The following is a 25269-nucleotide window of genomic DNA, read 5'->3' on the forward strand; positions in this document are numbered from 1 at the left end:
CCTGATGCCCGAGCCTGTGGTTCTCCTGGCAGAGTACGGCTCTTCTGGGCGCAAAGTAAACAGCCCCGGACTTAATCCGGACACAAACGGACTTCCGCCTCTGCCTTGCCGGGTCCTAGGCCCTGCGACTCCCCCGCATCCGCCCCTGCCCGAACAGGCCTCTCCCACCCACCCGCCCGATTGCCCCGCGGTCCCGGTGCCGTACTCGAATCCCTGGACGCGGCGGCGGCCCGGGCAGAGCTCCAGGCTCCACCCGGGCCGCACACCGCCCTGTCCGCCGTCACCGGCTGCTACCCGCTCATGGGGTCAACGCGGCCTCCCGACCGGAGAGTTCAGCTCCGGCGACCTCGGAGCCGGCCTCGACCTCGGCCTCGACGTCCGCGTCGTCGCCGCCCCCCTCGACATGCTGGCGCGGCTTGCTCGGCAGGGCGAACATCAGCAGGAAGATGGCGACGAGCACGCCGACGACCCACCACAGCGAGTTCTGGAACGCGCCCACTATCTCCATCGGCATCTCGCTCCGCGCCGCCCTCTCGTCGATCACGCCGAAGAACACCACGGAGACCAGGCCTAGTCCGAGCGCCGTGCCCATCTGCTGCACGGTGTTGAGCAGCCCGGACGCGGACCCGGAGTGCTCACGCGGCACGTCCGAGAGGATGGCGTCGGTGAGGGGCGCGACGATGAACCCCATTCCGGCGCCCATCACGACCAGCGGCAGCGCCATCTGCCAGGACGCGATGCCCGCGCCGTAACGGTCCGCCTCCCAGATGTAGAGCAGCACCCCGGCGGCCATGAGGAGCGCGCCGCCCTGCAGCACCTTGCGCCCGAACCGCGGCACGAGCTTCTGCACGGACATACCGGCCGCCACCGAGACGGCGATCGAGAACGGGATGCCGGTCGTGCCGGCCCGCAGCGCGGTCCACCCGAGCCCCGTCTGCATGTAGATCGTCCAGACCAGGAAGAAGATGCCCATCGTGACACCGAACACGGTCTGCACCGCGATGCCTGCGGCGAAGCTCTTCACCTTGAACAGGGAGAGTTCCACGAGGGGCGAACCGTCCTTGGCCGCCTTCGCCTTCTCGTACGCGATGAGCGCGCCGAAGACGACGAGTCCGCCCGCCATCACCACGTGACCCCACAGCGGCCAGTCCAACTCCCGCCCACGGGTGAGCGGGTAGAGGACCATCAGCAGGCCGAGCGTGACGAGGGCGACGCCGACGAGGTCGAGCTTGAGGGCCTTCGGGGCCTTGGACTCGGTGATGAACTTGCTGCCGAGGATCAGTCCCGCGATGCCCACGGGCAGGTTGATGAGGAAGATCGGGCGCCATTCGAGCCCGAACAGATTCCACTGGGTGAGGAGCGCGCCGAGCAGCGGACCCGATACGGCGCCGAGCCCCACGATCATCCCGAAGAGCCCGAAGACCTTGCCGCGCTCGTGCGCGGGGAAGGTGGCGTGCACGATCGACAGGACCTGCGGCACCATCATCGCGGCCATGCCGCCCTGCAGGATCCGCGACGCGACCAGCATCTCCGGGTTGGCGGCGAACCCGCAGAGCGCGGAGGCGATCGTGAAGCCGCCGATCCCTATCAGGAACATCCGCTTGCGCCCGTGGATGTCACCGAGCCGTCCGCCGGTGATGAGGCCTGCCGCGAAAGCGAGTGCGTAACCCGCGGTGATCCACTGGATCTGGCTGTCCGTGGCGCCCGCGTCCTCCTGGATGGACGGGATCGCGATGTTCACGATGGTGACGTCGACGAGGTCCATGAAGGCCGCGGTCATCACGATGGCGAGGGCGAGCCAGCGGCGCCGGTCGGCGGCGGTGGCGGCGTCCGATCCTGGGGATGCTGGGGCGGGGTTGCTGAAAGTCATGAGGGGAGACTAGGAGCCATATAGGCCAGTGCATGTCCTAGATGCGCGGCATCCTGAAAGACATGACATCGACTCCCGGCAAGACCCCGAACACCTCGGAAAGGACCGGCGGTTCCGGCGGCTCCGGCGGCTCCGGCGGCTCCGGCGGTACGGACACGCCGGCTCGGCTGCTGCAACTCCTCTCCCTGCTCCAGACCCCGCGCGAGTGGCCGGGCGGGGAGCTGTCGGACCGGCTCGGCGTCAGCCGCCGGACCGTGCGGCGCGACATCGACCGGCTGCGGGACCTCGGCTATCCGGTGCAGGCGAGCCAGGGCGCGAGCGGCGGCTACCGTCTGGTCGCGGGCAAGGCCATGCCGCCGCTCGTCCTGGACGACGAGGAGGCGGTGGCGATCGCGGTGGGTCTACGGGCGGGGGCGGGCCACGCGGTGGAGGGGGTGGAGGAGGCGTCCGTACGGGCCCTGGCAAAACTCGAACAGGTCCTCCCCTCGCGCCTGCGCCACCGGGTGCAGACCCTCCAGATCGCGACGACGCCACTGACCAGTGGGGACGGGGCGAGCATCGCGCCCGAGACGCTTACGGTGATGGCGTCCGCGGCGGCGGGCCAGGAGCGGCTCCGCTTCGCGTACCGCTCCGGGGACGGCACGGAGTCCCGGCGCCTGACCGAGCCGCATCGTCTCGTGTCGACGGGGCGGCGCTGGTATCTGGTGGCGTACGACATCGACCGCGACGACTGGCGAACGTTCCGGGTGGACCGGGTGTCGTCGCCCTTCGCGACCGGCGCGCGCTTCGTCCCCCGGGAGCTGCCCACCGGGGACGCCGCGGAGTACATCCGCCGGTCGATGTGGCGGGCCCAGCCTTCGTATGCGATCGACGTGACGTTCGAGGCGTCCGCGGAGGCCGTCGCCGGGGCGTTCCCCTCGGCGCTGGGTACACCGGAGCCCCTTTCGGCCACGAGGTGCCGGCTCCGTTCGGAGGTGACGGACGCGGTGGACTGGCTGGCGGTCCGCCTGACCATGACCGGCCACCCTTTCGTGGCCCACGGCCCACCAGAGCTACTGGCTTCCCTCCGGGAGCTGGGCTCCCGCATGACCCGGGCGGCGGGACCGCCGACGTAACTTCCCCCGCCGGCCGGGGGGGGCTCCCCTATCCCGCGCTCCGCGCGGATCTCTCCCACCCACCCACCCGATCACCCCGAAGCAACGGGCGGGGACCCGATAGCCCCGCAGCTGTCCCCCGGGTAACGGGCGGGCGGGCGGGAAACCTCCGCGCGAAGCGCGGGAAAGGAGCCCCCCACAGGCGCAAGGCAGGAACGAGCCCCGGTGCCGGGGGGGGATGGCACCGGGGCTCAGCTGGTGGACAGCTAGGCGGGGCCGCTCAGGCGGCCGCGTCGAACCCCGTATCCCGAGCCAACTTCTTCAGCTCGAGAAGCGCATGCTTCTCGATCTGGCGGATCCGCTCCCGCGTCAGACCATGCTGCTTGCCGACCTCCGTCAGCGTCCGCTCGCGGCCGTCCTCGATCCCGTACCGCATCTTGATGATGGAGGCCGTGCGCTGGTCGAGGCGGCCGATCAGGTCGTCGAGCTCCTCGCTGCGCAGCAGCGTCAGGACGGACTGCTCGGGCGAGACCGCGGAGGTGTCCTCCAGGAGGTCACCGAACTGCGTGTCGCCGTTGTCGTCCACGCCCATGTTCAGCGAGACCGGGTCGCGCGCCCAGTCCAGGACGTCCGTGACACGCGCCGGCGTGGTGTCGAGCTCGGCCGCGACCTCCTCCGGCTCCGGGTCGCGCCCGTTCTTGCGGTTGAACTCGCGCATGACACGGCGGATCCGGCCCAGCTCCTCCACCAGATGCACGGGGAGGCGGATCGTGCGGGACTGGTCGGCTATGGAGCGCGTGATGGCCTGACGGATCCACCACGTGGCGTACGTGGAGAACTTGAAGCCCTTGGCGTAGTCGAACTTCTCGACCGCGCGGACCAGGCCCGCGTTCCCCTCCTGGATGAGGTCGAGGAGCGGCAGACCGCTGCGCGGATAGCGGCGGGCCACGGCGACGACCAGACGGAGGTTCGACCGGATGAAGACGTCCTTGGCGCGCTCGCCGTCGGCGACGAGCGCCTCCAGCTCCTCGCGGGACGCGGAGGCACCGGGGACGGAGTCCTCGACGTCGCCGTCGATTATCTTCCGGGCGTACACACCGGCCTCGATGATCTGGGACAGCTCGACTTCCTTGGCGGCGTCGAGCAGCGGCGTACGCGCGATCTCGTCGAGGTACATGCCGACCAGGTCGCGGTCGGCGATCTCCCCGCCTACGGCGCGAACACTGCGTGCCGCGTCGGTCTCGCCGGTGGAGGCGGACTTACGACGGGCGACGGCACGGGTTGCCATGCGTGCTCCCTTGCGTGTGGAGGTCCTGGTCGGCCCTTTTCACGGGCCTCTGTGGTGGAGACGTGGTGGAAACCACACCCTTCCGGGTGCCCTGCTTCCGATGGAAACAACGACTGGAATCCGGACAGAATTCCCAAGCCGAGCAACTATTTTGCTGACGTTGCAGTACCCTGTGCCGCCACAAAGGGAGGCCGGATGACGTCGGAACGTAATGAGGTGCAGGTCAGGCCGGGCGCGGAGGCCGATCTGGAGGCCCTGACCGCCATCTACAACCACTACGTACGTGAGACGGCGATCACATTCGACACGGCCGTCTTCCTGCCGGAGGAGCGCCGCCCTTGGCTGCTCTCCCATCCTGAAGACGGCCCCCACCGCCTCTTGGTTGCCCAGGAGCGGGATTCCGGGCTGATCCTCGGGTACGTCACGAGTTCTCCTTTCCGGGCCAAGCCCTCGTACGCCACCTCGGTGGAAGTCAGCGTCTACTGCGCGCCGGACGCCGCGGGCCGCGGTATCGGCACCCTGCTCTACAAGGCGCTCTTCGAGGCCCTCGAAGGCGAGGACCTGCACCGCGCCTACGCCGGGGTCGCCCAGCCGAACGACGCTTCCGGCCGCCTCCACGAACGTTTCGGCTTCCGGTACGTCGGCACGTACCGCGAGGTGGGCCGCAAGTTCGGCCGCTACTGGGACGTCGCCTGGTACGAGCGTCCCCTCGGCCCGGAGACCGGAAGCGGGACCTAGGTCCCGTCGGCTCCGTCCTAGGTCCCGACCCAGGACGCCAGGCCGTTACGCCCCGTCCCGGCCCCGCCTAGCGTGCCCGCATGAATGCCACGGCCGACACCACCGGCACCCTCGACGACGCCCTGCAGCGCCTGCACGCCTCGGGCCCCGAGCGGCTCGGACGGCTCACCAACCACGCGCCGATGGCCGTCGAGGCGCTCGCCGCGCACGGCCACTCCGGTGCGGTCCACCGCTGGCTCGAGCTGTACGCGCCGAAGTTGGAGGGGTACCCGAGCGCGGTCGAGCCAATCACCGGCGACAACCGGCGCGCGGCCCTCGGCGATCCGCGCCGTCAGCCGAACTGCACCGACCTCTTCGCGAGCCCCATCCAGAACCCGTCGATCACACTGCGCTGCCCGCCCAGGTCCCCCGAGGCCTCGGCGGCCCCCAGCGTCACGAACAGGGGCGCGAAGTGTTCCGTACGCGGGTGCGCGAGCTCGCCCGCCGGGGACTTGTGCCGGAAGTCGAGCAGGCCGTCCACGTCACCCGCGTCGAGCGCCTCGTGCCCCCACGCGTCGAACTCCGCCGACCACGACGGCACTCCGCCGTCCAGGTGACGCAGCGCCGCCAGATTGTGTGTGAAGAAGCCGCTGCCTACGAGGAGTACGCCCTCGTCCCGCAGCGGCGCCAGCTTGCGGCCGATGTCCGTCAGGCGGCGCGGGTCGAGGGTCGGCAGGGAGATCTGGAGCACGGGGATGTCGGCGTCGGGGTACATCTCGACGAGCGGGACATAGGCTCCGTGGTCGAGTCCGCGATCCTCGATGTCCTGCACCAGCGTGCCCGCCCCGCGCAGCAACGCGCGTACGGAATCAGCCAGTTGAGGGGCGCCCGGGGCGGCGTACGTGACCTGGTAGTAATGCTCGGGGAAGCCCCAGAAGTCGTACACGAGCGGCAGCGTCCGCGTCGCGCCGATGGCCAGCGGGGCCTCTTCCCAGTGGGCGGAGACCATGAGGATGGCTTTGGGGCGCGGCAGCTCCGCCGACCAGGCGCGGAGCTGGTCCGGCCAGAGCGCGTCGTCGGCCAGCGGGGGTGCGCCGTGGCTGAGGTAGAGGGCGGGCATGCGCTCCTGGGTTGCGGTCATGGCGGCGCCTCCGAGAACGTACAAGAAGAGACTTGCTTTAACTCTCAAGCTTTCACTCGGGAGTGACCTACTCCCGTATTGTTTAAGATTCAAGGAAGGGCTGCGTACAGTGGAGTACATGGACACGGCACCCACTTCTCCCCCCGACCTTCCCGATGGGGAACCGCGCTGGCTCGACGACGACGAACAGCGCACCTGGCTCGCGTATCTGCAGGCCAGCACGCTCCTGGAGGATCACCTCGACCGCCAGTTGCAGCGCGACGCCGGTATGCCGCACATCTACTACGGCCTCCTGGTCCAGCTCTCCGTCGCCCCGCGGCGGCGGATGCGCATGACCGAGCTGGCCAGGAACACCAAGATCACCCGGTCCCGCCTCTCGCACGCCATCGCGCGCCTGGAGAAGAACGGCTGGGTGCGCCGCGAGGACTGCCCCTCCGACAAGCGCGGCCAGTTCGCGATCCTCACCGACGACGGGTACGAGGTGCTGCGCAGGACGGCGCCCGGACATGTCACCGCCGTGCGCCAGGCCCTCTTCGACCGGCTCACCCCGGAACAGCAGAAGTCCCTCGGCGAGATCATGATGATCGTCGCCGAGGGACTTCAGCCGAAGGAGGCGGGGGCGGACCTGCCCTGGCTCCGCTAGGCCCCCCTTACCGAACCGGGGTCAGTGCGCGACCACCGGGATCCGGATCTCGTCCTCGGCACCCTCGCTGTCACCGGAGCCCGAGGCGGCGGGAGCGCCGCCCTGGGAGCCCGTGTTGATGAGGGCGAAGGCGATCGCGGCGGCGCCGGCGAGGATGCCGACGGCCCACCAGATCGCGCTGGTGTACCCCTCGACCATGGCCTGCGCCTGCACCAGCTTCTGGGCCGCGGGAGTCGTCGCGCCCGCCGCGTGGTCCGCGAGGTACGCGGTCGTGGCGGAGGCGGCGATGGTGTTCAACAGGGCGGTGCCGATGGCGCCGCCGACCTGCTGCGAGGTGTTGACCATCGCGGAGGCGACACCGGAGTCACGCGGCTGGACACCGTGCGTGGCGAGCGACATGGCGGGCATGAACGCCGTACCCATGCCGAGGCCCAGCAGCAGCTGGCCGGGCAGGATCACACCGGCGTACGACGTACCGACGTCGAGCTGCGTCAGGAACAGCATGCCCACGGCGGCGACCAGGAAGCCCGGACCCATGAGCAGCCGCGGCGGGACGCGGGTCATCAGGCGGGCGCCGATCTGCGTGGAGCCCGTGATCATGCCGACGATCATCGGCAGGAACGCGAAGCCGGTCTTCACCGGCGAGTAGCCCTGGACGATCTGGAGGTAGTACGTGAGGAACAGGAACAGGCCGAACATCGCGATGATCGCGAGGCCGAGCGACAGGTAGACGCCACCGCGGTTGCGCTCGGTCAGGACGCGCAGCGGAAGCAGCGGCGACTTGACCTTCGACTCGGTGAGGACGAACGCGGCGAGCAGGACGGCGGACGCGACGAACATGCCGATGGTCAGCGAGTCCGACCAGCCGGCCGACTCGGCGCGCGTGAAGCCGTAGACGAGCGAGACCAGACCGAGGGTGGACAGGACCACGCCGGGGATGTCGAGCGGCGAGCGGTTGCGGCCGCCGGCCGGCTCACGGATGACGAAGTACGCGCCGAGCGCGGCGACGACGGCGAACGGGATGTTGACGAAGAACGTCCAGCGCCAGTTCAGGTACTCGGTGAGGAAGCCGCCGAGGATCAGGCCCACGGCGCCACCACCACCGGCGATCGCACCGTAGATGCCGAACGCCTTGGCGCGCTCCTTGGCGTCGGTGAACATCACGGCGAGCAGCGAGAGGGCGGCGGGTGCGAGGAGCGCGCCGAACACACCCTGCAGGGCGCGGGCGCCCAGCATCATGGCCTCGCCGGTGGCGGCGCCGCCGAGCGCGGAGGCCGCCGCGAAGCCGATCAGGCCGGTCACGAAGGTGCGCTTGCGGCCCCAGAGGTCGGCGATGCGGCCACCGAAGAGCAGCAGGCCACCGAAGGCCAGGGCGTAGGCCGTGATGACCCACTGGCGGTTGCCGTCCGAGATGCCCAGGTCCTGCTGGGCGGAGGGCAGCGCGATGTTCACGATGGTCGCGTCGAGCACGACCATCAGCTGCGCGAGCGCGATGAATATCAGCGCTTTCCAGCGCCTCGGATCTGTTTCTGACATGGAAGTAGCCACCTAGCGGTACGTGTGGTGAAAAAGTGACGGAAAGGCGATGCGGTGCGGAGCCGGTTCGGGCGGGGCTCAGGACTGGCGGAGGTCCTCCAAGGTCGCCGCCTCACCGGGCAGCTCGGAGCGGGCCGGCGCCATCAGGCCGTCGAGGAACAGCTGGAGATGGCGGTGGACGAAACGGTCCATGTTCGGGCACGCCGTGCCGGGCAGCGGCCTCGTGAGCTGGGAGAGGGCGACCATCAGGTCCCCGACGGCGATGTCGGTGCGCAGCTGCCCGGCCGCGCGCGCCCGTTGCATCAGCCCGTCGATCGCGGCTTCGAGCCGCTCACGGGCGTCGACCAGATCCGGGTGATCAGGGTCGAAGGCCGCCTGGAGGATCGGGCACAGGGCGCCGATCCGCTCGTCGGCGGAGGCATGGACGAACCGGCGCAGGACGTCGAACGCGACGCTCGGATCGGCGTCGGCCGCCACCGCCGCCTCTTCGGCGTGGGCCGAGACGCGGTCGGTGACCAGCAGGACGACCTGATGGACCAGTTCGGAACGGTCGGAGAAGTGCCGGTAGACCGTGGCGTTACCGACGCCGGCCCGGCGCGCGACCTCGTCGAGCGGCACGTCGGGGCCGAACTCGACGAACATCTCGCGTGCGGCGGCGACGATCCGCTCCCGGTTGCGCAGGGCGTCGGCCCGCGGGCGGGGCGTGGGGCGCTGCGCGGTGGCGGTGTCCACGGCGGCTCTCCTCAAGCTTGGGGTCGGGCCTCCGGACGGTGCCGGAGCCTCTGCTGCGCGATGCGGGGAATCTCTCCCCGTTTCGCTCGGACACAGGTCTAAACGGGGAGCGAGTCCCCGGATATTTCCTCCGCTCCGACTTTCTCCGTGTGACCTGGATCACAGCTACCTGAACAAGAAACCCACGATCGGTCGCTCCCAGCGAGCGCCCGCGCACCCACCGGCACAGGGTGATCGGAAGGGTGCAGCCAGGACCGGCGGCTGCCGCAAGGGGAAGGCCCACGCATGCAGCAGCCGACCTGGAGGCAGCAGATACGCGGAGCGCGACGTGGCACGGCGATAGCCACGTGCGCCGTCCTTGGCCTCACGGTCACCACATCGGCGAGCACCGGGCGCCTGATGGAGGAATCCCCCACGGCGGCCGGCCCCGCATCGCTGGCCCGCGCCTCGACCCTCAGCCCGTGCATGATCAACGGCACGATGGGCGTCCAGATGTCGGAGGGCGTGCCCACCTCCGCCGGCTACTCCCGCTCCACGGGCACCGTCCGGGCCCTGAACCTCATGGTCGACTTCTCCGACGCCCGCGGCGACGGCACCGCCCTCGACCGCCTCAAGGAATTCTTCCCGCAGACATCGGACTGGTTTCGCACCAGCTCCTACGGGAAGCTCGACTACCGCCCCGAGTCCCCGATCCCGGACTGGCTGCGGATGCCCAAGAGCTTCAAGGAGTACGGGATAGAACGCGGCGCCCCCTTCGATCCCGGCTACCGCGAGCTGGTCCAGGACATCGTGGCGGAGGCCGACCCGGACGTGGACTTCCGGGAGTACGACCTGGTGAACATCCTCATGACGCCGAACGCCGGTCCTTCCGCGCTCGACACGGTCCTTTCGGTGACCTTCGCGGGCAACACCGAGGCACCCGTCGCGGACGGCGTCCCGGTCTCCAACGCGTCCTTCGTCTACAGCCGCCAGGACGACGGTTCGGGCAGCTACCGCGAGACCGGCTACCGCGTACTCCCCCACGAGAACGGCCACGTCTTCGGCCTGCCCGACCTGTACACGCAGGACGGCGGCGGCGCGGTCGGCCACTGGGACATCATGAGCGAGGACTGGGGCGCCAACAACGACCTGCTGGCCTGGCACAAGTGGAAGCTCGGCTGGCTCGGCGACGACCAGATCAGCTGCGCCTCGAACGCGGGCACCACCGAGCACACGCTGAGCCCACTGCCGGCCGAGGGCGGCACCAAGCTCGCCTTCGTGCCGCTGAGCACACGGACCGGGTACGCCGTCGAGGTGCGCACCCGTGGCGGCAACGACGAGGCGGTCTGCAAGCCCGGAGTGCTCATCTACCGGGTGGACGCGGAGGTCGACACGGGCCAGGGCCCGGTCACCGTCTCCGACTCCACGAAGGACAGCGGCGGCTGCACGCGCCGGCCGAACGTCCACGCGGAACTCTCCGACGCGACCTACGAGCCTGGCCAGACGTTCACGGACGAGAAGACGGGCGTGCGCATCACGGTGACGGCCATCGACGGGGAAGGGCGCTACCGGGTGCACGTCACGCGCCCTTGAGGGCGTGGCTCAGCCGCCGTTGACCTTCGATGACCCGGCGCCGGGCACGGTCTGCTGCACCTGGCGCAGGAAGGCGGCGTTGTCCGCGGTCTTGCGCAGGCGCTCGATCAGCGCCTCCAGGTTGCTCTGTGCGTCCCTGCCGTGCAGGGCACGCCGCAGGCCGCGTACTGCGGTCAACTCGTCGGCGGGCACGAGGAGTTCGTCACGGCGGGTGCCGGAAGGGGTGACGTCGACGGCGGGGAACACCCGGCGCTCGGCCATGCCGCGGTCGAGGCGGAGCTCCATGTTGCCGGTGCCCTTGAGCTCCTCGAAGTAGTAGTCGTCGGCGCGCGATCCGGTCTCCACGAGCACGGTGGCGAGCATGGTCAGGGACCCGCCCTCCTCGGCGAGGCGCGCGGCACCGAAGAGCCGCTTGGGGCCCTGGATGGCGGCGGCGTCGACACCGCCCGAGAGAGTACGGCCGCCGCTGGACGCCGCGTTGTTGTACGCGCGGCACAGCCGGGTGAGGGAGTCGAAGAGCATGACGACGTCCTTGCCCTCCTCGGTGAGCCGCTTGGCGCGCTCCACGGCCAGTTCGGCCAGGGCGATGTGCTGCTTGGCGGGCCGGTCGAAGGTCGAGGCGAGCACTTCGCCGCGCACGGAACGCTTCATGTCCGTGACTTCTTCGGGCCGTTCGTCGAGCAGCACCACCATGAGGTGCGCCTCGGGGTGGTTCGCGCTGACGGCGGCGGCGATCTGCTGGAGCAGAACGGTCTTGCCGGTGCGGGGCGGCGCGACGATCAGGCCGCGCTGGCCCTTGCCGACGGGGGCGACGAGGTCGATGAGCCGGGTCGCGACGCTGCCGCCGCCGGCACCCTGCGTTTCCAGATGGAGCCGTTCGCGGGGGTGCAGCGGCGTGAGGTCGCCGAACCGTGCGCGCCTGCGCAGGGCTTCGGCGGAATGGCCGTTGACGCGCTCGACGTCGGTGAGGGTGCGGGCCTTGCCGCAGGTGCCCTGCACCATGTCGCCCGCGCGCAGGCCCAGTCGGCGGATGAGCGCCGAGGGGACGGTCACGTCGTTGGGGTTGGGGAGGCAATCGCCGGTCCGGAGATGGCCGTTGGCGTTGTGACTGACGTCGAGGATGCCGGCGGCGGCGACGGGAGCCGCGGCAGACGTGCTGGGGGTCGTGGGCGTCGTGGTGGTCGTGGTGGTCCTGTTTCGGGTGATCGTTGCGGTACTCATGATGGGGTCCTTTCGCGGACATGCGAATGAGGGGCCCGGCAGGACGGTGTGTTCACGTCCCGTGCGTCGGGCGGAGAGAAGAGCGGAGAGAAGAACTGCAGCAATGGGCTTCGGTGCAATACGGAAGCTGCGGAGCTGCGGGGGCCTCGATGAGGCGGAAGAAAGAAGATCGGCACCGGCGCCGCGGAAGGGCGGCGTACACACGTGCTGTTCGCAAGGTAGCACAGCTTCGGGGCCGCCAGTCGTGACGTGCGTCACCAGGGCGAGGGCTCGACCGGCACGGGACCCACATGCCGCGCTCCCTCGTTATGTGGGCCCCACACATGGGAACCCCGCGTGGCGCACCCTTACGTTTCCGGCCATGACGAGCCCCATTCCCCGCGGTGACGCCCCCGCAGGAGCCGCAGGACCCGCAGGAGCCGCAGGACCCGCAGGACCCGCCGGAGCCGCCGGAACCGACCTCACCGGGCGCACCGCCCTGGTCACCGGCGGCGCGAGCGGCATCGGCCGGGCCTGCGCCGTGGCCCTGGCCGGTGCCGGCGCCTTCGTCCATGTGGTGGACCAGCACGCCGACGCGGCCAAGGACGTGGCCGACGCGATCGACGGCGAGGCGCACGCCGTTGACCTCGCCGACCCCGCCGCGGTGGACACCCTGCCCACCCGCGTCGACGTCCTCGTCAACAGCGCCGGGCTCCAACACGTCGCCGCCGTCGAGGAGTTCCCCCCGGAGCGGTTCGACCTGATCCAGCGGGTCATGGTCACTGCGCCGTTCCTCCTGCTGCGCCGGACACTGCCCCACATGTACGACCACGGCTGGGGCCGCGTCGTGAACATCTCCAGCGTGCACGGCCTGCGCGCCAGCCCCTTCAAGTCCGCCTACGTCGCCGCCAAGCACGCCCTGGAGGGCCTGAGCAAGGTCACCGCCCTGGAGGGCGCGCCGCACGGCGTCACCAGCAACTGCCTCTGCCCCGGCTACACCCGCACGCCGCTGGTCGAGGACCAGATCAGCGCGCAGGCGGCCGCCCACGCGATCGCCCCGGAGCAGGTCCTCACCGACGTACTGCTGCGGCGTTCCGCGGTGAAGCGTCTGATCGAGCCCGAGGAGATCGCCGCCGCCGCGCTCTGGCTCTGCGGCCCGCACAGCGGCTTCGTGACCGGCGCGTCGCTGCCGCTGGACGGCGGCTGGACCGCCGCCTGAACTCCCGCTCCCCGCACGGCATTTCACATCCCTGTCTCACATCCCCGTCTCACATCCCTGTCGCGGCCCGCCCCCATCGGGACGCGAGACGTCCCCATCGAGAAACGGATCACGCCATGGCAGCCGCAACGCCGCGTCCCCAGGGCAATAACCCGGGCAAGGCCCCGGGGAAGGCCCCGGGCAAGCCGGGTATCGCCCGCATCATCAGCGCCAGCCTCATCGGCACCACCATCGAGTGGTACGACTTCTTCCTCTACGGTTCCGCCGCCGCCCTGGTCTTCAACACCCTCTTCTTCCCCAACAGCGACCCCTTGGTCGGCACCCTCCTCTCCTTCCTCACGTACGCCGTCGGCTTCGCGGCCCGGCCGCTCGGCGGCGTCGTCTTCGGCCACTACGGCGACAAGATCGGCCGCAAGAAGCTTCTCGTGCTCAGCCTGATGATGATGGGCGGCGCCACCTTCGCGATGGGGCTGCTGCCCACCCACGCCACGCTCGGTGTCGGCGCCCCGATCCTGCTCACGGTGTTGCGCCTGATCCAGGGCTTCGCGCTCGGTGGCGAGTGGGGCGGCGCCGTCCTGATCGTCTCCGAGCACGGCGACGACAAGAACCGCGGCTTCTGGGCCTCCTGGCCGCAGGCGGGCGCCCCCGGCGGCAATCTCCTGGCCACCGGCGTCCTCGCGCTCCTCGCCGCCGTCCAGTCCGACGAGGCGTTCCTCGCCTGGGGCTGGCGCATCCCCTTCCTGCTCTCCGGCGTGCTCGTGATCATCGGCCTGTGGATACGGGTCTCGGTCTCGGAGTCGCCGCTGTTCCTGGAGGCGCAGGCGCGCGCGGAGGCCGAGGCGGCCAAGGCGGGTGCGGCCGCGGTCGCCAAGCAGGACGCGGCGGTCGTCGAGGTCTTCCGGCACAACTGGCGCGGTGTCCTCACGGCCATCGGCACCCGGCTCGGCGAGAACGTCTCCTACTACATCCTCACGGCCTTCGTCCTCGTCTACGTCACCGTGCACCTGGAACTGCCCAAGAGCACCGCCCTGAACGCCGTCCTCATCGGATCCGCCGTCCACTTCGTGACGATCCCGCTGTGGGGTGCGCTCTCCGACCGCATCGGCCGCAGGCCCGTCACCCTGATCGGCTCGGTCGGCATGGGGGTGTGGGCGTTCGCGTTCTTCGCGCTCGTCGACAGCGAGTCCTTCGCCGTGATCACCCTCGCGGTCACGGTCGGCCTGCTCCTCCACGGCGCGATGTACGGGCCGCAGGCCGCCTTCATCTCCGAGATGTTCGACACGAAGGTCCGCTACTCCGGGGCCTCGATGGGCTCCCAGCTCGCGTCCATCATCGGCGGCGCCCTCGCCCCGATCATCGCGGTGGAGCTGCTCAAGGACTTCGACTCGGCGACGCCGGTGGCGCTGTACGTCTGCGTGACGGTGGTGATCACGACGCTGACCGTGCTCGTGGCGAAGGAGACGCGTGGCCGTTCGCTCGCCTCCCCCGCCGAGAGGGATTCGGCTTCCGAGGGTGCGAGCAGTACGGCCTCGGCGACAATCGGAAGCTGAACCGCACCCCGTACGCGCGCACCAGCGGCCCGCGCACCCCGCTCCCGGAGGCGACACGTCGTATGTCCAGCTCGCCAGACGCCGTCGACCGCGCCGCCCACCACGCCGGCCACCAGGAGCGGGCGTGCGCCTCCGCCCTGCGTGAGCTGCTCGACCTCCTCGCCCAGGACGCGCCGGCCGAGCAGTTCGCCCGGCCGGCCGCGGCGGCGCGCGCGGCCGGGGCGAGCGGCGCGGAGCTCACGGCGATCGACGAGGCCACGCAGACCGCGCTGCGCGTGCGCCGCACCCTGAACCAGCACCAGCGCAGGGAGGCCGAGCTCACCGCCCTGTTCGACACGGCGGGCGACCTCGCGGCCCTGCGTGACCTGGACGCGGTGCTGCGCGCCATCGTGCACCGGGCCAAGCTGCTGCTGCGCACGGACGTCGCGTACCTCTCCCTCAACGACCCGGTGGCGGGCGACACCTACATGCGTGTGACGGACGGCTCGGTCTCCGCCGCGTTCCAGAACGTGCGCCTGGGCATGGGCGAGGGGCTCGGCGGCCTGGTCGCGCAGACCGCCCGCCCGTACGCAACCGTCGACTACGAGATCGACACCCGCTTCAAGCACACCGGCCCCATCGACAGCGCCGTACTGGAGGAAGGCCTGCACGCCATCCTCGGCGTACCGCTGCGCCAGGGCAAACACGTCATCGGTGTCCTGTACGCCGCTGACCGCACCGCCCGCGCCTTCACCCCGGACGAGGGCGCGCTGCTGTCCTCGCTCGCCGACCATGCGGCGATAGCCATCGACAGCGCACGCAGGATGGAGGAGACGAGGACCGCGCTCGTCGACCTGAACGAGGCGTCGCAGACGATCCGCGCACACAGCGAGGCGCTGCGCCGGGCGGAGGACGCGCACGACCGCCTGACGGATCTCGTGCTGCGCGGCGGGGACTTCACGGAGGTCGCCACGGCCATCGGCGCCCTCCTGCGCGGCGGCACCCTCATCCACGACGCGGACGGCACGGAACTCGCCCGCGTCGGGGGCGGGGGCGCCGCCTCATCCGTCCGAGCCGAGGGCGGACCCGCCCGAGCGGACGGTGGACCTCGCCGAGCCGATGCCGGACCCTTTCGAGCCGCGGCCGAACCCGGCCGAGCCGACGGCGCACCCGGCCGAGCCGACGGCGGGCCCGGCGGAGCTGACGGCGGACCCGGCCGAGCCGCCGAACTCGCCGGAGCCGGAGGACCCGGCACGCGTCCGGCCAAGGGCGGCGCCGACCGCCCCGCGCCCCCCACCGAGGAGGGGGCAACGCCCGCCACCGAGGAGGGGGCAGCGTCCGCCACCAAGGAGGAGGAGGCAGCGTCCGCCACCAAGGAGGAGGCCGGGCCCGCCACCGTAGGGGAGGCCAGGCCCGCCACCGTAGGGGAGGCCAGGCCCGCCACCGCCGAGGAGGCCGGGCCCCGTCCACCCGCCGCCGACGGCGGGGCCGAGCGCCGCATGCCCGCGGCGGCCAAGGGCGCCGCAGAACCCCGCACACGCGCGGCCAAAGGCACCGCCGAACCCCGCACGCCCCCAGCCGAGGCCATCGCCGCGTCGCGGGCCAGCGGACGGGCCGTCCCCTTCGACGGCACCTGGGTGTGCGCCGTCCTCGCGGGCCCGGAGCTGCTCGGCAGCATCGCCCTCACCGACCGTGCCGACCTGGGCGAGGCCGACCGCCGCCTCTTCGAGCGCGCGGGGGTCGTCACGGCGCTGCTCCTCCTCCTGCGCCGCTCGGCCGCCGAGGCGGAGGACCGCGTACGCGGCGAACTCCTCGGCGACCTGCTCTCCCTCTCCGGTACCCCGGGCCGCCTCACGGCCCGGGCCCGCCGCCTGGACGTAGACCTGACGCTCCCCCACTCGGTGTTCGTCGGGCACAGCGACGCGGCGTCCCGCCGGCTCCTGCTCTCCTCCGCCGCCCGAGCCGCCCGCGCCCGCCGCGGCCTGTCCGGCCTTCACCACGACCACGTGGTCCTCGTCATCCCGGCCGACGACACCGGCGCCCGCGCCCGCGCGCTCGCCACCGAGCTCACCCAGGCCGCCGGGGCCCCGGTCACGGTCGGCGCGGCGGGCCCCGCCACCGGCCCCGAAGCCCTCGCCCAGGCCCACGCGGAAGCGCTGCGCTGCCTCTCCGCCCTGCGGGCCCTCGGCCACACCGGCCGGGGCGCGGCCCTCCCCGACCTCGGCTTCCTCGGCGTACTCCTAGGCGAGGGCACGGACTTGGACTCCTACGTACGCCGCACGCTGGGCCCCGCCCTGGACTACGACGCCAGGCGAGGCACGGAGCTCATCCACACGCTGCGGGCCTATTTCGCCTGCGGGATGAGCCAGTCCAAGGCGAAGGACGCCCTGCACGTCCACGTGAACACCGTGGTCCAACGCCTGGACCGGGTAGGCCACTTGCTCGGCACCGACTGGCAGTCCCCGGAACGCTCACTGGAGATCCAACTCGCCCTGCGCCTGCACGCGTACACGGGGGCGCCGGAGTCGCCGGGATCGCCGTAGGGCCTCCCGGCGGCAGAAGCGGTCCGGCGAACGCCCCCACCGCCCTGAGCTGCACCAGGCACCACCGCCCCACCCCCATCCGCTACCCTGTCTGAAACCGCCATCCGTGGCGGCACCAGTACGCCCCGCCTTCGTAGCTCAGGGGATAGAGCACCGCTCTCCTAAAGCGGGTGTCGCAGGTTCGAATCCTGCCGGGGGCACACGACAAAGGCCCCGGACCGATCTTGGTCCGGGGCCTTTGACATCCACCTCTGAGGCCGAGAGCTCAGGCAGCCGGGTTCCCGCTCGTGTCGGTCTCCGGTTCGTCCGCCGCGTATGGGTGGACGTAGTCGCCCTTGTTGAAGGGGGTGAACCACGTCGAGAGGTCCGTCGGGGCAGGGGCGAGGGGGGTGGGTGGGTCGGCTTCCTCGGTGTAGGGCATTCCGTCTTCGTAGAGCGATGCGTGGTCCATGTCCTCGTGGACGCGGTCCGCGAAGTGCTTCAGGGCCGCGGCGACTCCCTCGTCGAGGAGGCCGAAGGTTTCCAGCGTGACCTCGGCCTCGCGCAGCAGGAGGCGAAGTGTCAGCTCCTCGGCTACGCAGCTCAGCTTCTTGAAGCTTCCCTGCGTCAGCCGCGTGGTCAGGGAGATCGCCGTCACCAGGAAACGGCGGGCGAAACGCGCGTCGTATTGGAGTGCGTGGCGCGGGGGCAGTTCGTCCAGGAGCCACAGGGGGCGGGCGCATTCGGCGACGTTGGTTCCCTCACGGTCCAGCGCGTGCGCGTCCTGGAACAGCTCGTCCAGGAGCACGTCCGTTCCCCAGATCAGCGCCCCGGCCGCCAGCTCGGCCTCCTCGGTCGAGATCACGGAGTCGTCGGAGGCGGCAGCTTGCCTCGGGGATTGTTCGCCCTCCTCCGGGACCCCGAACATTCCCGCGCCGATCGCCGCCAGCCGTGGTGCCAGGGTGCGGATCTTGGAGCGGATTGCCTCCGTCTCGACCGACGTCGCGCTCGGGTCGGTCGGCGCTGTTCCTCCCCCGGCCAGCCCCATCAGTCGCGCGCGGCGGGACTCCAGGTCGTCGGGCGGGGCGTCCGGGCCTTCCGCCGCGGCCAGGCTCTCCTGCGCCAGGTCCGGACGCAGCTCCACCTGGCACCGCTCGACGGTCCACTCCGCGAGCAGCTCCGTGCGCTCCAGCAGCTCCTCCACCAGTTCCCGTACGGCTTCCTCGGCGAGCTCGAGCGCCGGGGCGTCCACGAAGACCTTGAGCAGCGCCCCGCCGGGATACACGCCCACGAAGGTGTCGAGGAGCTTCACCTCCGTCCCGTCGGGCCCCTCGATCTCCACGACGGACTCGAAGCCGTCCTCAAGAAGGGCTCCGGCGCCGACCCGCTGCAGCTCGTCCAGCTCGGAGGAGCCGTCGGCGACCCGGGTATCCACACTCACTGCGTACGTCACGCGACACAGCCTCGCAGGTGAGGCTGCGGGTTGCGCCCGCAATACCTACTTCGCCCGCCGCGCCCGCGTCACATCCGTACGGCCCGCATGGCTGCCGCCGCCCTCGCCATTTCCACCTGTGTCGCTCCGTGTCGAGTGACTCCGTGTCGAGTGGCTTCGCCTGGGAACGCGTGTAGTGAACCCATGGCGCGCGTTCCGCCGGTCCCCCGGGCACAGTCAGGGTTCGCATGCTCCCGTGGCGGCCGGCGCACTCCCGCGCCGTCGGCCCCACGGTTGAGGCGGGCCGGCCGTGGCCAAGGGGAGCTGCCGCGGCCGGGCCCTGCTCTGTGCCCTCCTCCGTGCCGGGCGCTGTGCCCTGCTCTGTTACGTCCCCCTAACACGCCCACGGCCAACCACCGCCCCCACCTCCGCCCTCTCCCCCACCATGGGGACACACACGCAGGGAAAGCCGGCGCGCAAGCCCGGGAATCCGCGCGCCCGCAAGCCGAGCCGCCGACGTCGAGGTCAACGTCTCGTCGACTATCCACGCACCGGCAGACGCGGGCTCCGGCGGTGGCTTCCCTCCTGGCGGCAGTCGGCCGGAGCCCTCGGCTTCAGCCTCTCCGCCCTGGTCTGCCTCTTCGGGCTCGTGTACGCCTCCGTCGACATCCCCGATGAGAACGCGGCCGCCCGGCGCGAAGCCAACGTCTACTACTGGGCCGACGGCACGCAGATGGTGAGCACCGGTGACGTGAACCGGCAGAACGTGCGGCTGTCGGAGATTCCCGACGCCGTCGAGAACGCCGTCATCGCCGCCGAGAACGACACCTTCTACAGTGACTCCGGCGTCTCGCCAAAGGGCCTGGCCCGCGCCGCCGTCAACATGGTCCGCGGCCAGGAGACGCAGGGCGGCTCCACCATCACCCAGCAGTACGTGAAGAACACCTACCTCTCCCAGGACCAGACGGTGACGCGGAAGGTCAAGGAGTTCGTCATCGCGTTGAAGGTGGACCGGAAGAAGAGCAAGCGCGAGATTCTGCAGGGGTATCTCAACACCAGTTGGTTCGGGCGCGGCGCCTATGGGATCGAGGCCGCCGCCCACGCCTATTACGGCATCCCCGCGCGGGAGTTGGATCCGAGCCAGGGGGCAGCGCTCGCCGCGTTGTTGAAAGGCGCCGAGCAGTACGACCCCTCCGTCAGCGCCGTCAACCACCGCCGCTCCGAGGCCCGTTGGAAGTGGATACTCGACCGGCAGGTCGCGGCCGGGCTCATGAAACCCGCGGTGCGCGGGAAGTTCACCACCTATCCCGAGCCCCACAGGGAGTCCCGCGCCACCAGCCTCGGCGGTCAGACCGGCTATCTCGTCGATGTCGCGAACAAGTACGTCAAGCAGCACACCTCCCTCACCGACAAGGACCTCGCGCGCGGCGGCTACAAGATCCACACCACCTTCGACAAGGACAAGGTGCGGCGCCTGAAGCGCGCTGTCGAGGGCGTACTCGACCGCGGCATCGACCCGAAGAAGCGCGACGCCGACAAGGGCGTGCAGGTGGGGGCCGCCTCCGTGCGGCCGGCCGACGGCGCCATCGTCGCCCTGTACGGAGGGGCCGACGCCACCGAGCACTTCACCAACAACGCCGACACGACCGGCGTCCCCGTCGGGTCCGCCTTCAAGCCGTTCGTCCTGGCGTCGGCCCTGGAGAACGGCCTGCGCACCCCGGCCGGGCGCGGCACCCGCGGCACCCGGTGGCAGCCCGCCTCGGCCGGGAGCTTCTACGCCGATGACGGCCTCCTCCAGGAATCCGCCACCCCCACGAGCAGCCCCGCGGACAGCCCCGCGGACAGCCCCGCACGCCGCCACGCCGGCGGCGGGGCTGCCGGGCCCGACGCCGCTCACCCCACCCTCCGCCAAGCCCTGGCGAAAGGCGGCAACGCCACCTACGTACGCCTCGGCAAGGACGTCGGGTGGGAGCGGGTGCGGCGCACCGCCGTCGCGTCCGGGCTCTTGGAGAGCAGCATGGCGCGCCTGGAGCGGACCTTCCCCGTCGGAACGTCGACGCCCAGCGCGATCCGCATGGCCGGCGCCTACGGCACGTTCGTCAACCGCGGCCTACGGCACGACCCGTACTCGGTGACCAAGGTCGTCAAGGGCGACGAGGCCGCCGCCGGGCTCGCGCGGCCCGGCGCGCGGCGCGCGCTCGATCCGGATGTCGCCGACGAGACGGCCGAGGCGATGCGGGGTGTCGGCACGTCAGCCGTCGACCGCCCGGTCGTCGCCGGGCGCACCGGGGACCAGGACCGCCTCAGGTCGGCGTGGTTCACCGCCACCACCGAGGAGTTGTCGACCTCCGTGACGATGTTCCGGACAGGACCGGACGAGCCGCAGCTGCTTCCCATGTCGGGGGTGGGCGGGGCGAAGTCGCAGCACGGGAACGTCTTTCCGGTACGGATCTGGCAGGACTACGTGAAGTAGCCTCCCGGGGCCCCTGTGCCCAGGGCCTAAGGACTTCAGGGCCTCAGGGCGCTCTTCCCCAACCCCCCGCCCGGCTGTCATCGTTCCGATATGTATCCCTATGGGCCACCGCCCGGGCCGCCGCCCCGCATAGACGCGCGGCAACTACGGCCCCGGCAGCGGTGGTTCGTCGTGGCCGCGCTGATCGCGGCGGTCTGCGTGGGCGTCGGCATCGCGAGTTTCGTGCTGACGCTGACCTCGACGGTGGACTCCGTCGACGACGGCAAGGCGTTCGCGAGCGGGCGGTCCGTCACGCTGCGGTTCGGGCCCGATGACGACGCCGCCATCTACGTACGCAGCCCCTTCGCCGCCCGCGCGCACTGCGCGATCGTCTCCGGGCCCACCGGCTCCGAGCCACGGGTGACCACCCCCGACAGCACCTTCACCGTCACCAAGGGCGGCGGCGAGTGGGAGCGGGCGTTCGTGCTGAAGTCGGAGACGGCCGGGGACTACCGCGTGAGGTGCGACGACCCGCGCGGCGCCCTCACCTTCGCCCCCGGTGACGACGCCGACCTCGCGTCCTTCGTCGGCGGCATCGTCGTGACGGTCGTCGTGCCGCTCCTCGGCCTCCTCGCGGCCTCCGGCATCGCGATCATCGTCGGGGTACGGCGCGGAAGGCACCGCCGGTGGCTGGAGGCGCAGGCGTACTACGGCCACCGCGGCGCCGGCAACGGCGGCGGCTGACCTTCCCCCAGCGGGGGACCTTCCCCCAGCGGTTGACCTTCCCCCAGGGGCAGAGCCCATCGTCCCGCGTGCCGGGTCGAGGGGCCCGGTGACGGAGGATGCCCCCATGGACACCGAACCGCTGCTCTCCATCGGCGAGTTCGCGGCCCGCGCCCGGCTCTCGCCCAAGGCACTGCGCCTGTACGACCGCCTCGGGCTGCTGACCCCCGCGTACGTCGACGAGTCCACCGGCTACCGCCACTACCGCGCGGCGCAGGTGGAACGCGCCCGCACGGTCGTCCTGCTGCGCCGCCTCGGGATGCCGCTCGCGGACATCACCGCGACGGTACGGCTCGACGGGGAGCAGGCCGAGCGGGCGGTCGCCGCGTACTGGGCGGACATCGAGGAGCGGCACGCGGAGCGGCGCACGCTCGTGGGGTATCTCCGTGGACGACTGTCCGAGAGAGGTTCCGAGATGTACGGGAAAGAGTTCGAGATCAAGACCGTCGACGTGCCGGAGCAGTGCGTCATCTCCGAGAGCAGGCACCTCCTGTCCGAGGAGCTGCCCGTCTGGATCGGCGCGTCGACGCGCCGCCTGGAGGAGGCCGCCGAGAGCGAGTGCGGCGGGGTGGCGGCCTCGCCGTTCGTCGTCTACCACGCCGAGGTCACCCAGGACAGCGACGGTCCCGCGGAGGCCTGCGTGCCGGTCAGGGACGCGGCGGCGGCGCGGGCGTGGGCGGCGAAGGCGGGCGGCCGGCGGGGCACGAAGTCCCGTGTGGAGCCCGCCCACCGGATCGCGTACACCCGCATCACCAAGGCCCAGGTCTCCTATCCGCAGATCCTCGGCGCGTTCGAGGCGGTGGAGGCATGGGTGACGCGCGAAAGCCTGGAGGTCGCGGGCCCGTGCCGCGAGATCTACTTCGTGGAGTGGGACGCCGCGGGCCCCGAGGACCCGGTGTGCGACGTGGCGTTCCCGGTGGCCCCGGCGCAGTGAGCCGCTGGCGCTACGAGGAGGGGGCCGTCTCCGCCGCCCGGCGGAGACGGCCCCTCCCCCGGACCGACGCGGTCGGTCTCCGGCGTCCATAGCTTCGACGTATGCGACGCCACCTCACAGACCTCCCGCGAACCGGCCCCCGCCCGGGCTGGGCCCACGCCGCCGCGCTCTGGCTTGCTGTCAGCTTCGTCTGGCATCTCCAGATGGGGGTGATGTACGAGGACTCCATCGGCCCCGGCGAGCACAGCGGCACCAAGATCGCGGTGTTCCTCGCCTACGACGGGCTCATCACCCTCATGTCGGCGGCCGGGGTGGGCTGTGTCCTCGCCACGGTCAGGCCCTGGGGTGCCCGCGTGCCGCGGTGGCTGGTGCGGGGGCCGCTGCTCTTCGGCTGTGTGCTCCTGACGGTCCGCGGCCTTCCCGGTCTCGTCGAGAACATCACCGTGGCGACCGGCCTCACCCCGCACGGACTGCTCGGCCTGGACGACGAGGCGGCCGACACCGGCACGTGGGAGTTCTGGAAGAGCATGCTGATCAACGCGTACTTCTTCCTGGGCGCGGTCACGCTCGTACCGGCCACCCTGCGCTACGTCCGCCGTGTTCCAGCGGCCTCCCAGGCGTCCGTCTAGCGAACGCTCTCGCGCAGCTCCTCCGGGCAGGCCGTGCCGCGCGGCAGCTGGTAGGGGGCGCCGAGGCGGTAGACGCCGGGGCCGGGAGCGAGGAGTTCGGTCCACTTGTCGCCCTCGGCGTCCTCCTCGGCCTCCATCAGACAGCCGTTGACGTTCTCGAACTGCTTGGGGCGGTCCTCGTCGGTCTCGCGCTGCCGCTTGGACTCCTCGGTCTCCTTCGGGCCTTCGACGCCCTTCCCGTCGGCGTCGACGAGGCTGAGCCACGGCGAGTACGGGACGCGGATCAGGACGCGGCCCGCCTCCTTCACCTCGATCGTCATCCCGCCCGCCTCGGCGCGGTCGACGACCGCGGGCGGATCGGCGAGCGGGGTCGGGTCGGTGACCTCGTACAGCTGCCAGTTGGAGTCCACCCACACCTGCTTCAGATACGGCAGGCCCCGCTCGACCAGCGCGGCCTCACGCTTGCCGCCGTCGCCGTCGGGCTCGCCCTTGGGCAGCACGACGTACCGCACGGACCAGCGCTGGAGCCACTCGTGGTAGTTCGCGGAGTTGAGGGTGTCGTCGTAGAAGAGGGGGTTGCGCTTCATGTCCGCCTGGCGGTTCCAGCCGCGGGCGAGGTTCACGTACGGCGCGAGCGCGGAGGCCTCGCGGTGACTGCGCGCGGGGACGACCTCGACGCGGCCCTTCTCGGCGCCGACCTCACGGAGTTCGTTGACGAGCGGCGCGAGCTCACGCGTCCAGGAAGCCTGGGGCGTCGTGTGCACGATGTCGTCGACCGCCTTGAACCCGACCCAGCCGGTGAAGGCGACGAGCGCCATGACGAGCGTGTACCACTTGCGGGACTTCTTCACCGTGAACGGCAGCGCGGCAAGGAACGCGACGCCCCCGAAGGACATCGCGAGCCGGGAGATGTTGGAGCCGATCTGCGAGCTGATCAGCCAGACACCGAGCACGAAGGCCGCGTACACGGCGGTGGTGATCCGCACCGTCTTCCACTGCTTCGGTACGAGGAAGAAGACGAGGCCGGAGCAGATCAGGGGCAGCGACGCGGACCCGAAGGACATCGGCTGCGTGCCGGAGAACGGAAAGAGCCACGCGGACAGGCCCACGACGACGGCGGGCGCGACCCCGAGTGCGTACGCGCCCGGGTAGCGCTTGCTGAGGAACAGCGCGACGGCGACCAAGCCGACGAAGAGGCCGGCCACCGGGCTGCCCATGGTCGCGAGCGCGGCGAACGGCGCGGCGACCAGCGCCTTCGCCCACCGCTTGTAGCGCCAGCGGTAGGGCCAGCAGAAGACGGCCGCGACGGCCATCAGCGCGAACATCTGGCCGAGCCCGTACGTCACGCGGCCCGACACCGCGTTGCAGAACAGCGCGAAGACACCCGCGAACGCGGGCCACAGCGGCTGCCTCACCGCGCGGCTGCGGACCAGGATCATCGTGAGCAGCGCGGCGGAGACCGTACCGGCGATCATCATCGTGGTCCGGACGCCGAGCACCGACATCAGATACGGCGAGACGACGCTGTACGACACCGGGTGCATCCCGCCGTACCAGGCGAGGTTGTACGCGGAGTCGGGGTGGCGGCCGACGAACTCGGCCCAGGCGTCCTGAGCGGCGAGGTCACCCCCGCTGTTGGCGAAGGTGAAGAACCACACGACGTGCAGGACGGCCGCGGTGAGGGTCGTGATGGTCACGGGGTTGCGCAGGAACCGCGCCCACCGGGTGGGCCGTTCGGGAGCCGAGGGCTCGCCCCGGCGCTGGGCGGGCAGCTGTATTCGCGCGCCGGTGCGGGTGCCGCCACCGGTGCCGGGCTCAGGATCGGCGTCGTCGGCTCGCGTCGGCTCCGCTGTGGCCACTTGCGGCACTCCCCGTGTCGTTCTGTCCGTCCGGGGCCGCGCCAGGGGGTCCGTCCCGGAACACCCCGTCGCTCAGCCCGGCGCACTGCTCCCCGAACTCGTGACGCTAGCACGCAC

Annotated in this window: 19 protein-coding genes, 1 tRNA gene and 1 pseudogene; 13 read left to right on the forward strand and 8 right to left on the reverse strand. The window is 71.2% G+C overall.

The window, feature by feature from the left end; all coding sequences use genetic code 11:
• Positions 1-298 precede the first annotated feature (298 nt).
• Complete coding sequence (locus ABXJ52_RS15705) at positions 299-1870, reverse strand: MFS transporter (RefSeq protein ID WP_367042879.1); 1572 nt, start codon at positions 1868-1870, stop codon at positions 299-301.
• Between the two features lie 62 nt (positions 1871-1932).
• Here ABXJ52_RS15705 and ABXJ52_RS15710 point away from each other — a divergent pair, with 62 nt between their 5' ends.
• Positions 1933-2985: a transcriptional regulator gene (locus ABXJ52_RS15710; protein WP_367042881.1), complete on the forward strand. Its 1053-nt coding sequence runs from the start codon at positions 1933-1935 to the stop codon at positions 2983-2985.
• Positions 2986-3244: 259 nt separating this feature from the next.
• Here ABXJ52_RS15710 and ABXJ52_RS15715 read toward each other — a convergent pair whose 3' ends face one another.
• Positions 3245-4252, reverse strand: a complete 1008-nt coding sequence (locus ABXJ52_RS15715) for a sigma-70 family RNA polymerase sigma factor (RefSeq protein WP_367042883.1) — start codon at positions 4250-4252, stop codon at positions 3245-3247.
• 195 nt (positions 4253-4447) lie between these two features.
• On the opposite strand from ABXJ52_RS15715, the gene ABXJ52_RS15720 reads away from it, so the two are divergent.
• Positions 4448-4990, forward strand: a complete 543-nt coding sequence (locus tag ABXJ52_RS15720; RefSeq protein WP_367042886.1) for an N-acetyltransferase family protein — start codon at positions 4448-4450, stop codon at positions 4988-4990.
• Between the two features lie 80 nt (positions 4991-5070).
• A pseudogene (locus tag ABXJ52_RS15725) lies at positions 5071-5322 on the forward strand (hypothetical protein); the annotation flags it as partial.
• On the opposite strand, the gene ABXJ52_RS15730 reads toward ABXJ52_RS15725, so the two are convergent.
• Positions 5322-6110 carry a class III extradiol ring-cleavage dioxygenase gene (locus ABXJ52_RS15730; protein WP_367042888.1) on the reverse strand — a complete coding sequence of 263 codons (789 nt, stop codon included), beginning with the start codon at positions 6108-6110 and terminating at the stop codon, positions 5322-5324. The pseudogene ABXJ52_RS15725 and the gene ABXJ52_RS15730 sit on opposite strands and share 1 nt — an antisense overlap.
• A gap of 118 nt (positions 6111-6228) precedes the next feature.
• Here ABXJ52_RS15730 and ABXJ52_RS15735 point away from each other — a divergent pair, with 118 nt between their 5' ends.
• Positions 6229-6753, forward strand: coding sequence for a MarR family transcriptional regulator (locus tag ABXJ52_RS15735; RefSeq protein WP_367042890.1), 525 nt, complete (start codon positions 6229-6231; stop codon positions 6751-6753).
• A gap of 21 nt (positions 6754-6774) precedes the next feature.
• On the opposite strand, the gene ABXJ52_RS15740 is transcribed toward ABXJ52_RS15735, so the two are convergent.
• The gene (locus tag ABXJ52_RS15740; protein WP_367042892.1) at positions 6775-8289 is read right to left on the reverse strand and encodes an MFS transporter; all 1515 of its coding nucleotides are present in this window, start codon (positions 8287-8289) and stop codon (positions 6775-6777) included.
• Between the two features lie 78 nt (positions 8290-8367).
• The gene (locus tag ABXJ52_RS15745; RefSeq protein WP_367042894.1) at positions 8368-9021 is read right to left on the reverse strand and encodes a helix-turn-helix domain-containing protein; all 654 of its coding nucleotides are present in this window, start codon (positions 9019-9021) and stop codon (positions 8368-8370) included.
• Between the two features lie 285 nt (positions 9022-9306).
• Here ABXJ52_RS15745 and ABXJ52_RS15750 point away from each other — a divergent pair, with 285 nt between their 5' ends.
• Positions 9307-10593, forward strand: a complete 1287-nt coding sequence (locus ABXJ52_RS15750; protein ID WP_367042896.1) for a M6 family metalloprotease domain-containing protein — start codon at positions 9307-9309, stop codon at positions 10591-10593.
• A 9-nt stretch (positions 10594-10602) separates the two neighbouring features.
• On the opposite strand, the gene rho is transcribed toward ABXJ52_RS15750, so the two are convergent.
• On the reverse strand, positions 10603-11814 hold the full coding sequence (rho, locus tag ABXJ52_RS15755) for a transcription termination factor Rho (RefSeq protein ID WP_367042898.1): 1212 nt from the start codon (positions 11812-11814) through the stop codon (positions 10603-10605).
• 361 nt (positions 11815-12175) lie between these two features.
• On the opposite strand from rho, the gene ABXJ52_RS15760 reads away from it, so the two are divergent.
• The 4 genes from ABXJ52_RS15760 to ABXJ52_RS15775 all read left to right on the forward strand — a co-directional run bounded on the left by ABXJ52_RS15760 (position 12176) and on the right by ABXJ52_RS15775 (position 17284).
• A complete protein-coding gene (locus tag ABXJ52_RS15760; RefSeq protein WP_367042901.1) occupies positions 12176-13012 on the forward strand; it encodes a 3-hydroxybutyrate dehydrogenase in 837 nt (278 codons plus the stop codon).
• Between the two features lie 116 nt (positions 13013-13128).
• Positions 13129-14562 (forward strand): MFS transporter, encoded by a 1434-nt coding sequence (locus tag ABXJ52_RS15765; protein WP_367042903.1) that lies wholly within the window; start codon positions 13129-13131, stop codon positions 14560-14562.
• A gap of 62 nt (positions 14563-14624) precedes the next feature.
• Positions 14625-17084 (forward strand): GAF domain-containing protein, encoded by a 2460-nt coding sequence (locus ABXJ52_RS15770; protein WP_367042905.1) that lies wholly within the window; start codon positions 14625-14627, stop codon positions 17082-17084.
• Positions 17085-17211: 127 nt separating this feature from the next.
• Positions 17212-17284 (forward strand) — tRNA-Arg (locus ABXJ52_RS15775).
• Between the two features lie 65 nt (positions 17285-17349).
• Here the strand turns inward: ABXJ52_RS15775 and ABXJ52_RS15780 are convergent.
• Complete coding sequence (locus ABXJ52_RS15780) at positions 17350-18516, reverse strand: hypothetical protein (protein ID WP_367042907.1); 1167 nt, start codon at positions 18514-18516, stop codon at positions 17350-17352.
• A 424-nt stretch (positions 18517-18940) separates the two neighbouring features.
• Here ABXJ52_RS15780 and ABXJ52_RS15785 point away from each other — a divergent pair, with 424 nt between their 5' ends.
• The 4 genes from ABXJ52_RS15785 to ABXJ52_RS15800 all read left to right on the forward strand — a co-directional run bounded on the left by ABXJ52_RS15785 (position 18941) and on the right by ABXJ52_RS15800 (position 23293).
• Complete coding sequence (locus ABXJ52_RS15785; protein WP_367042909.1) at positions 18941-20968, forward strand: transglycosylase domain-containing protein; 2028 nt, start codon at positions 18941-18943, stop codon at positions 20966-20968.
• 90 nt (positions 20969-21058) lie between these two features.
• Positions 21059-21691, forward strand: a complete 633-nt coding sequence (locus ABXJ52_RS15790) for a serine/arginine repetitive matrix protein 2 (protein WP_367042912.1) — start codon at positions 21059-21061, stop codon at positions 21689-21691.
• Between the two features lie 106 nt (positions 21692-21797).
• Positions 21798-22664 carry a MerR family transcriptional regulator gene (locus ABXJ52_RS15795; RefSeq protein ID WP_367042914.1) on the forward strand — a complete coding sequence of 289 codons (867 nt, stop codon included), beginning with the start codon at positions 21798-21800 and terminating at the stop codon, positions 22662-22664.
• 101 nt (positions 22665-22765) lie between these two features.
• Positions 22766-23293 (forward strand): hypothetical protein, encoded by a 528-nt coding sequence (locus ABXJ52_RS15800; RefSeq protein WP_367042916.1) that lies wholly within the window; start codon positions 22766-22768, stop codon positions 23291-23293.
• Here ABXJ52_RS15800 and ABXJ52_RS15805 read toward each other — a convergent pair.
• Positions 23290-25152, reverse strand: coding sequence for an MFS transporter (locus ABXJ52_RS15805; RefSeq protein ID WP_367042918.1), 1863 nt, complete (start codon positions 25150-25152; stop codon positions 23290-23292). The two genes, ABXJ52_RS15800 and ABXJ52_RS15805, sit on opposite strands and share 4 nt — an antisense overlap.
• Between the last annotated feature and the right edge of the window lie 117 nt (positions 25153-25269).

The sequence above is a fragment of the Streptomyces sp. Je 1-332 genome (assembly GCF_040730185.1).
In the GTDB taxonomy this organism is placed as follows: Bacteria; Actinomycetota; Actinomycetes; order Streptomycetales; family Streptomycetaceae; genus Streptomyces.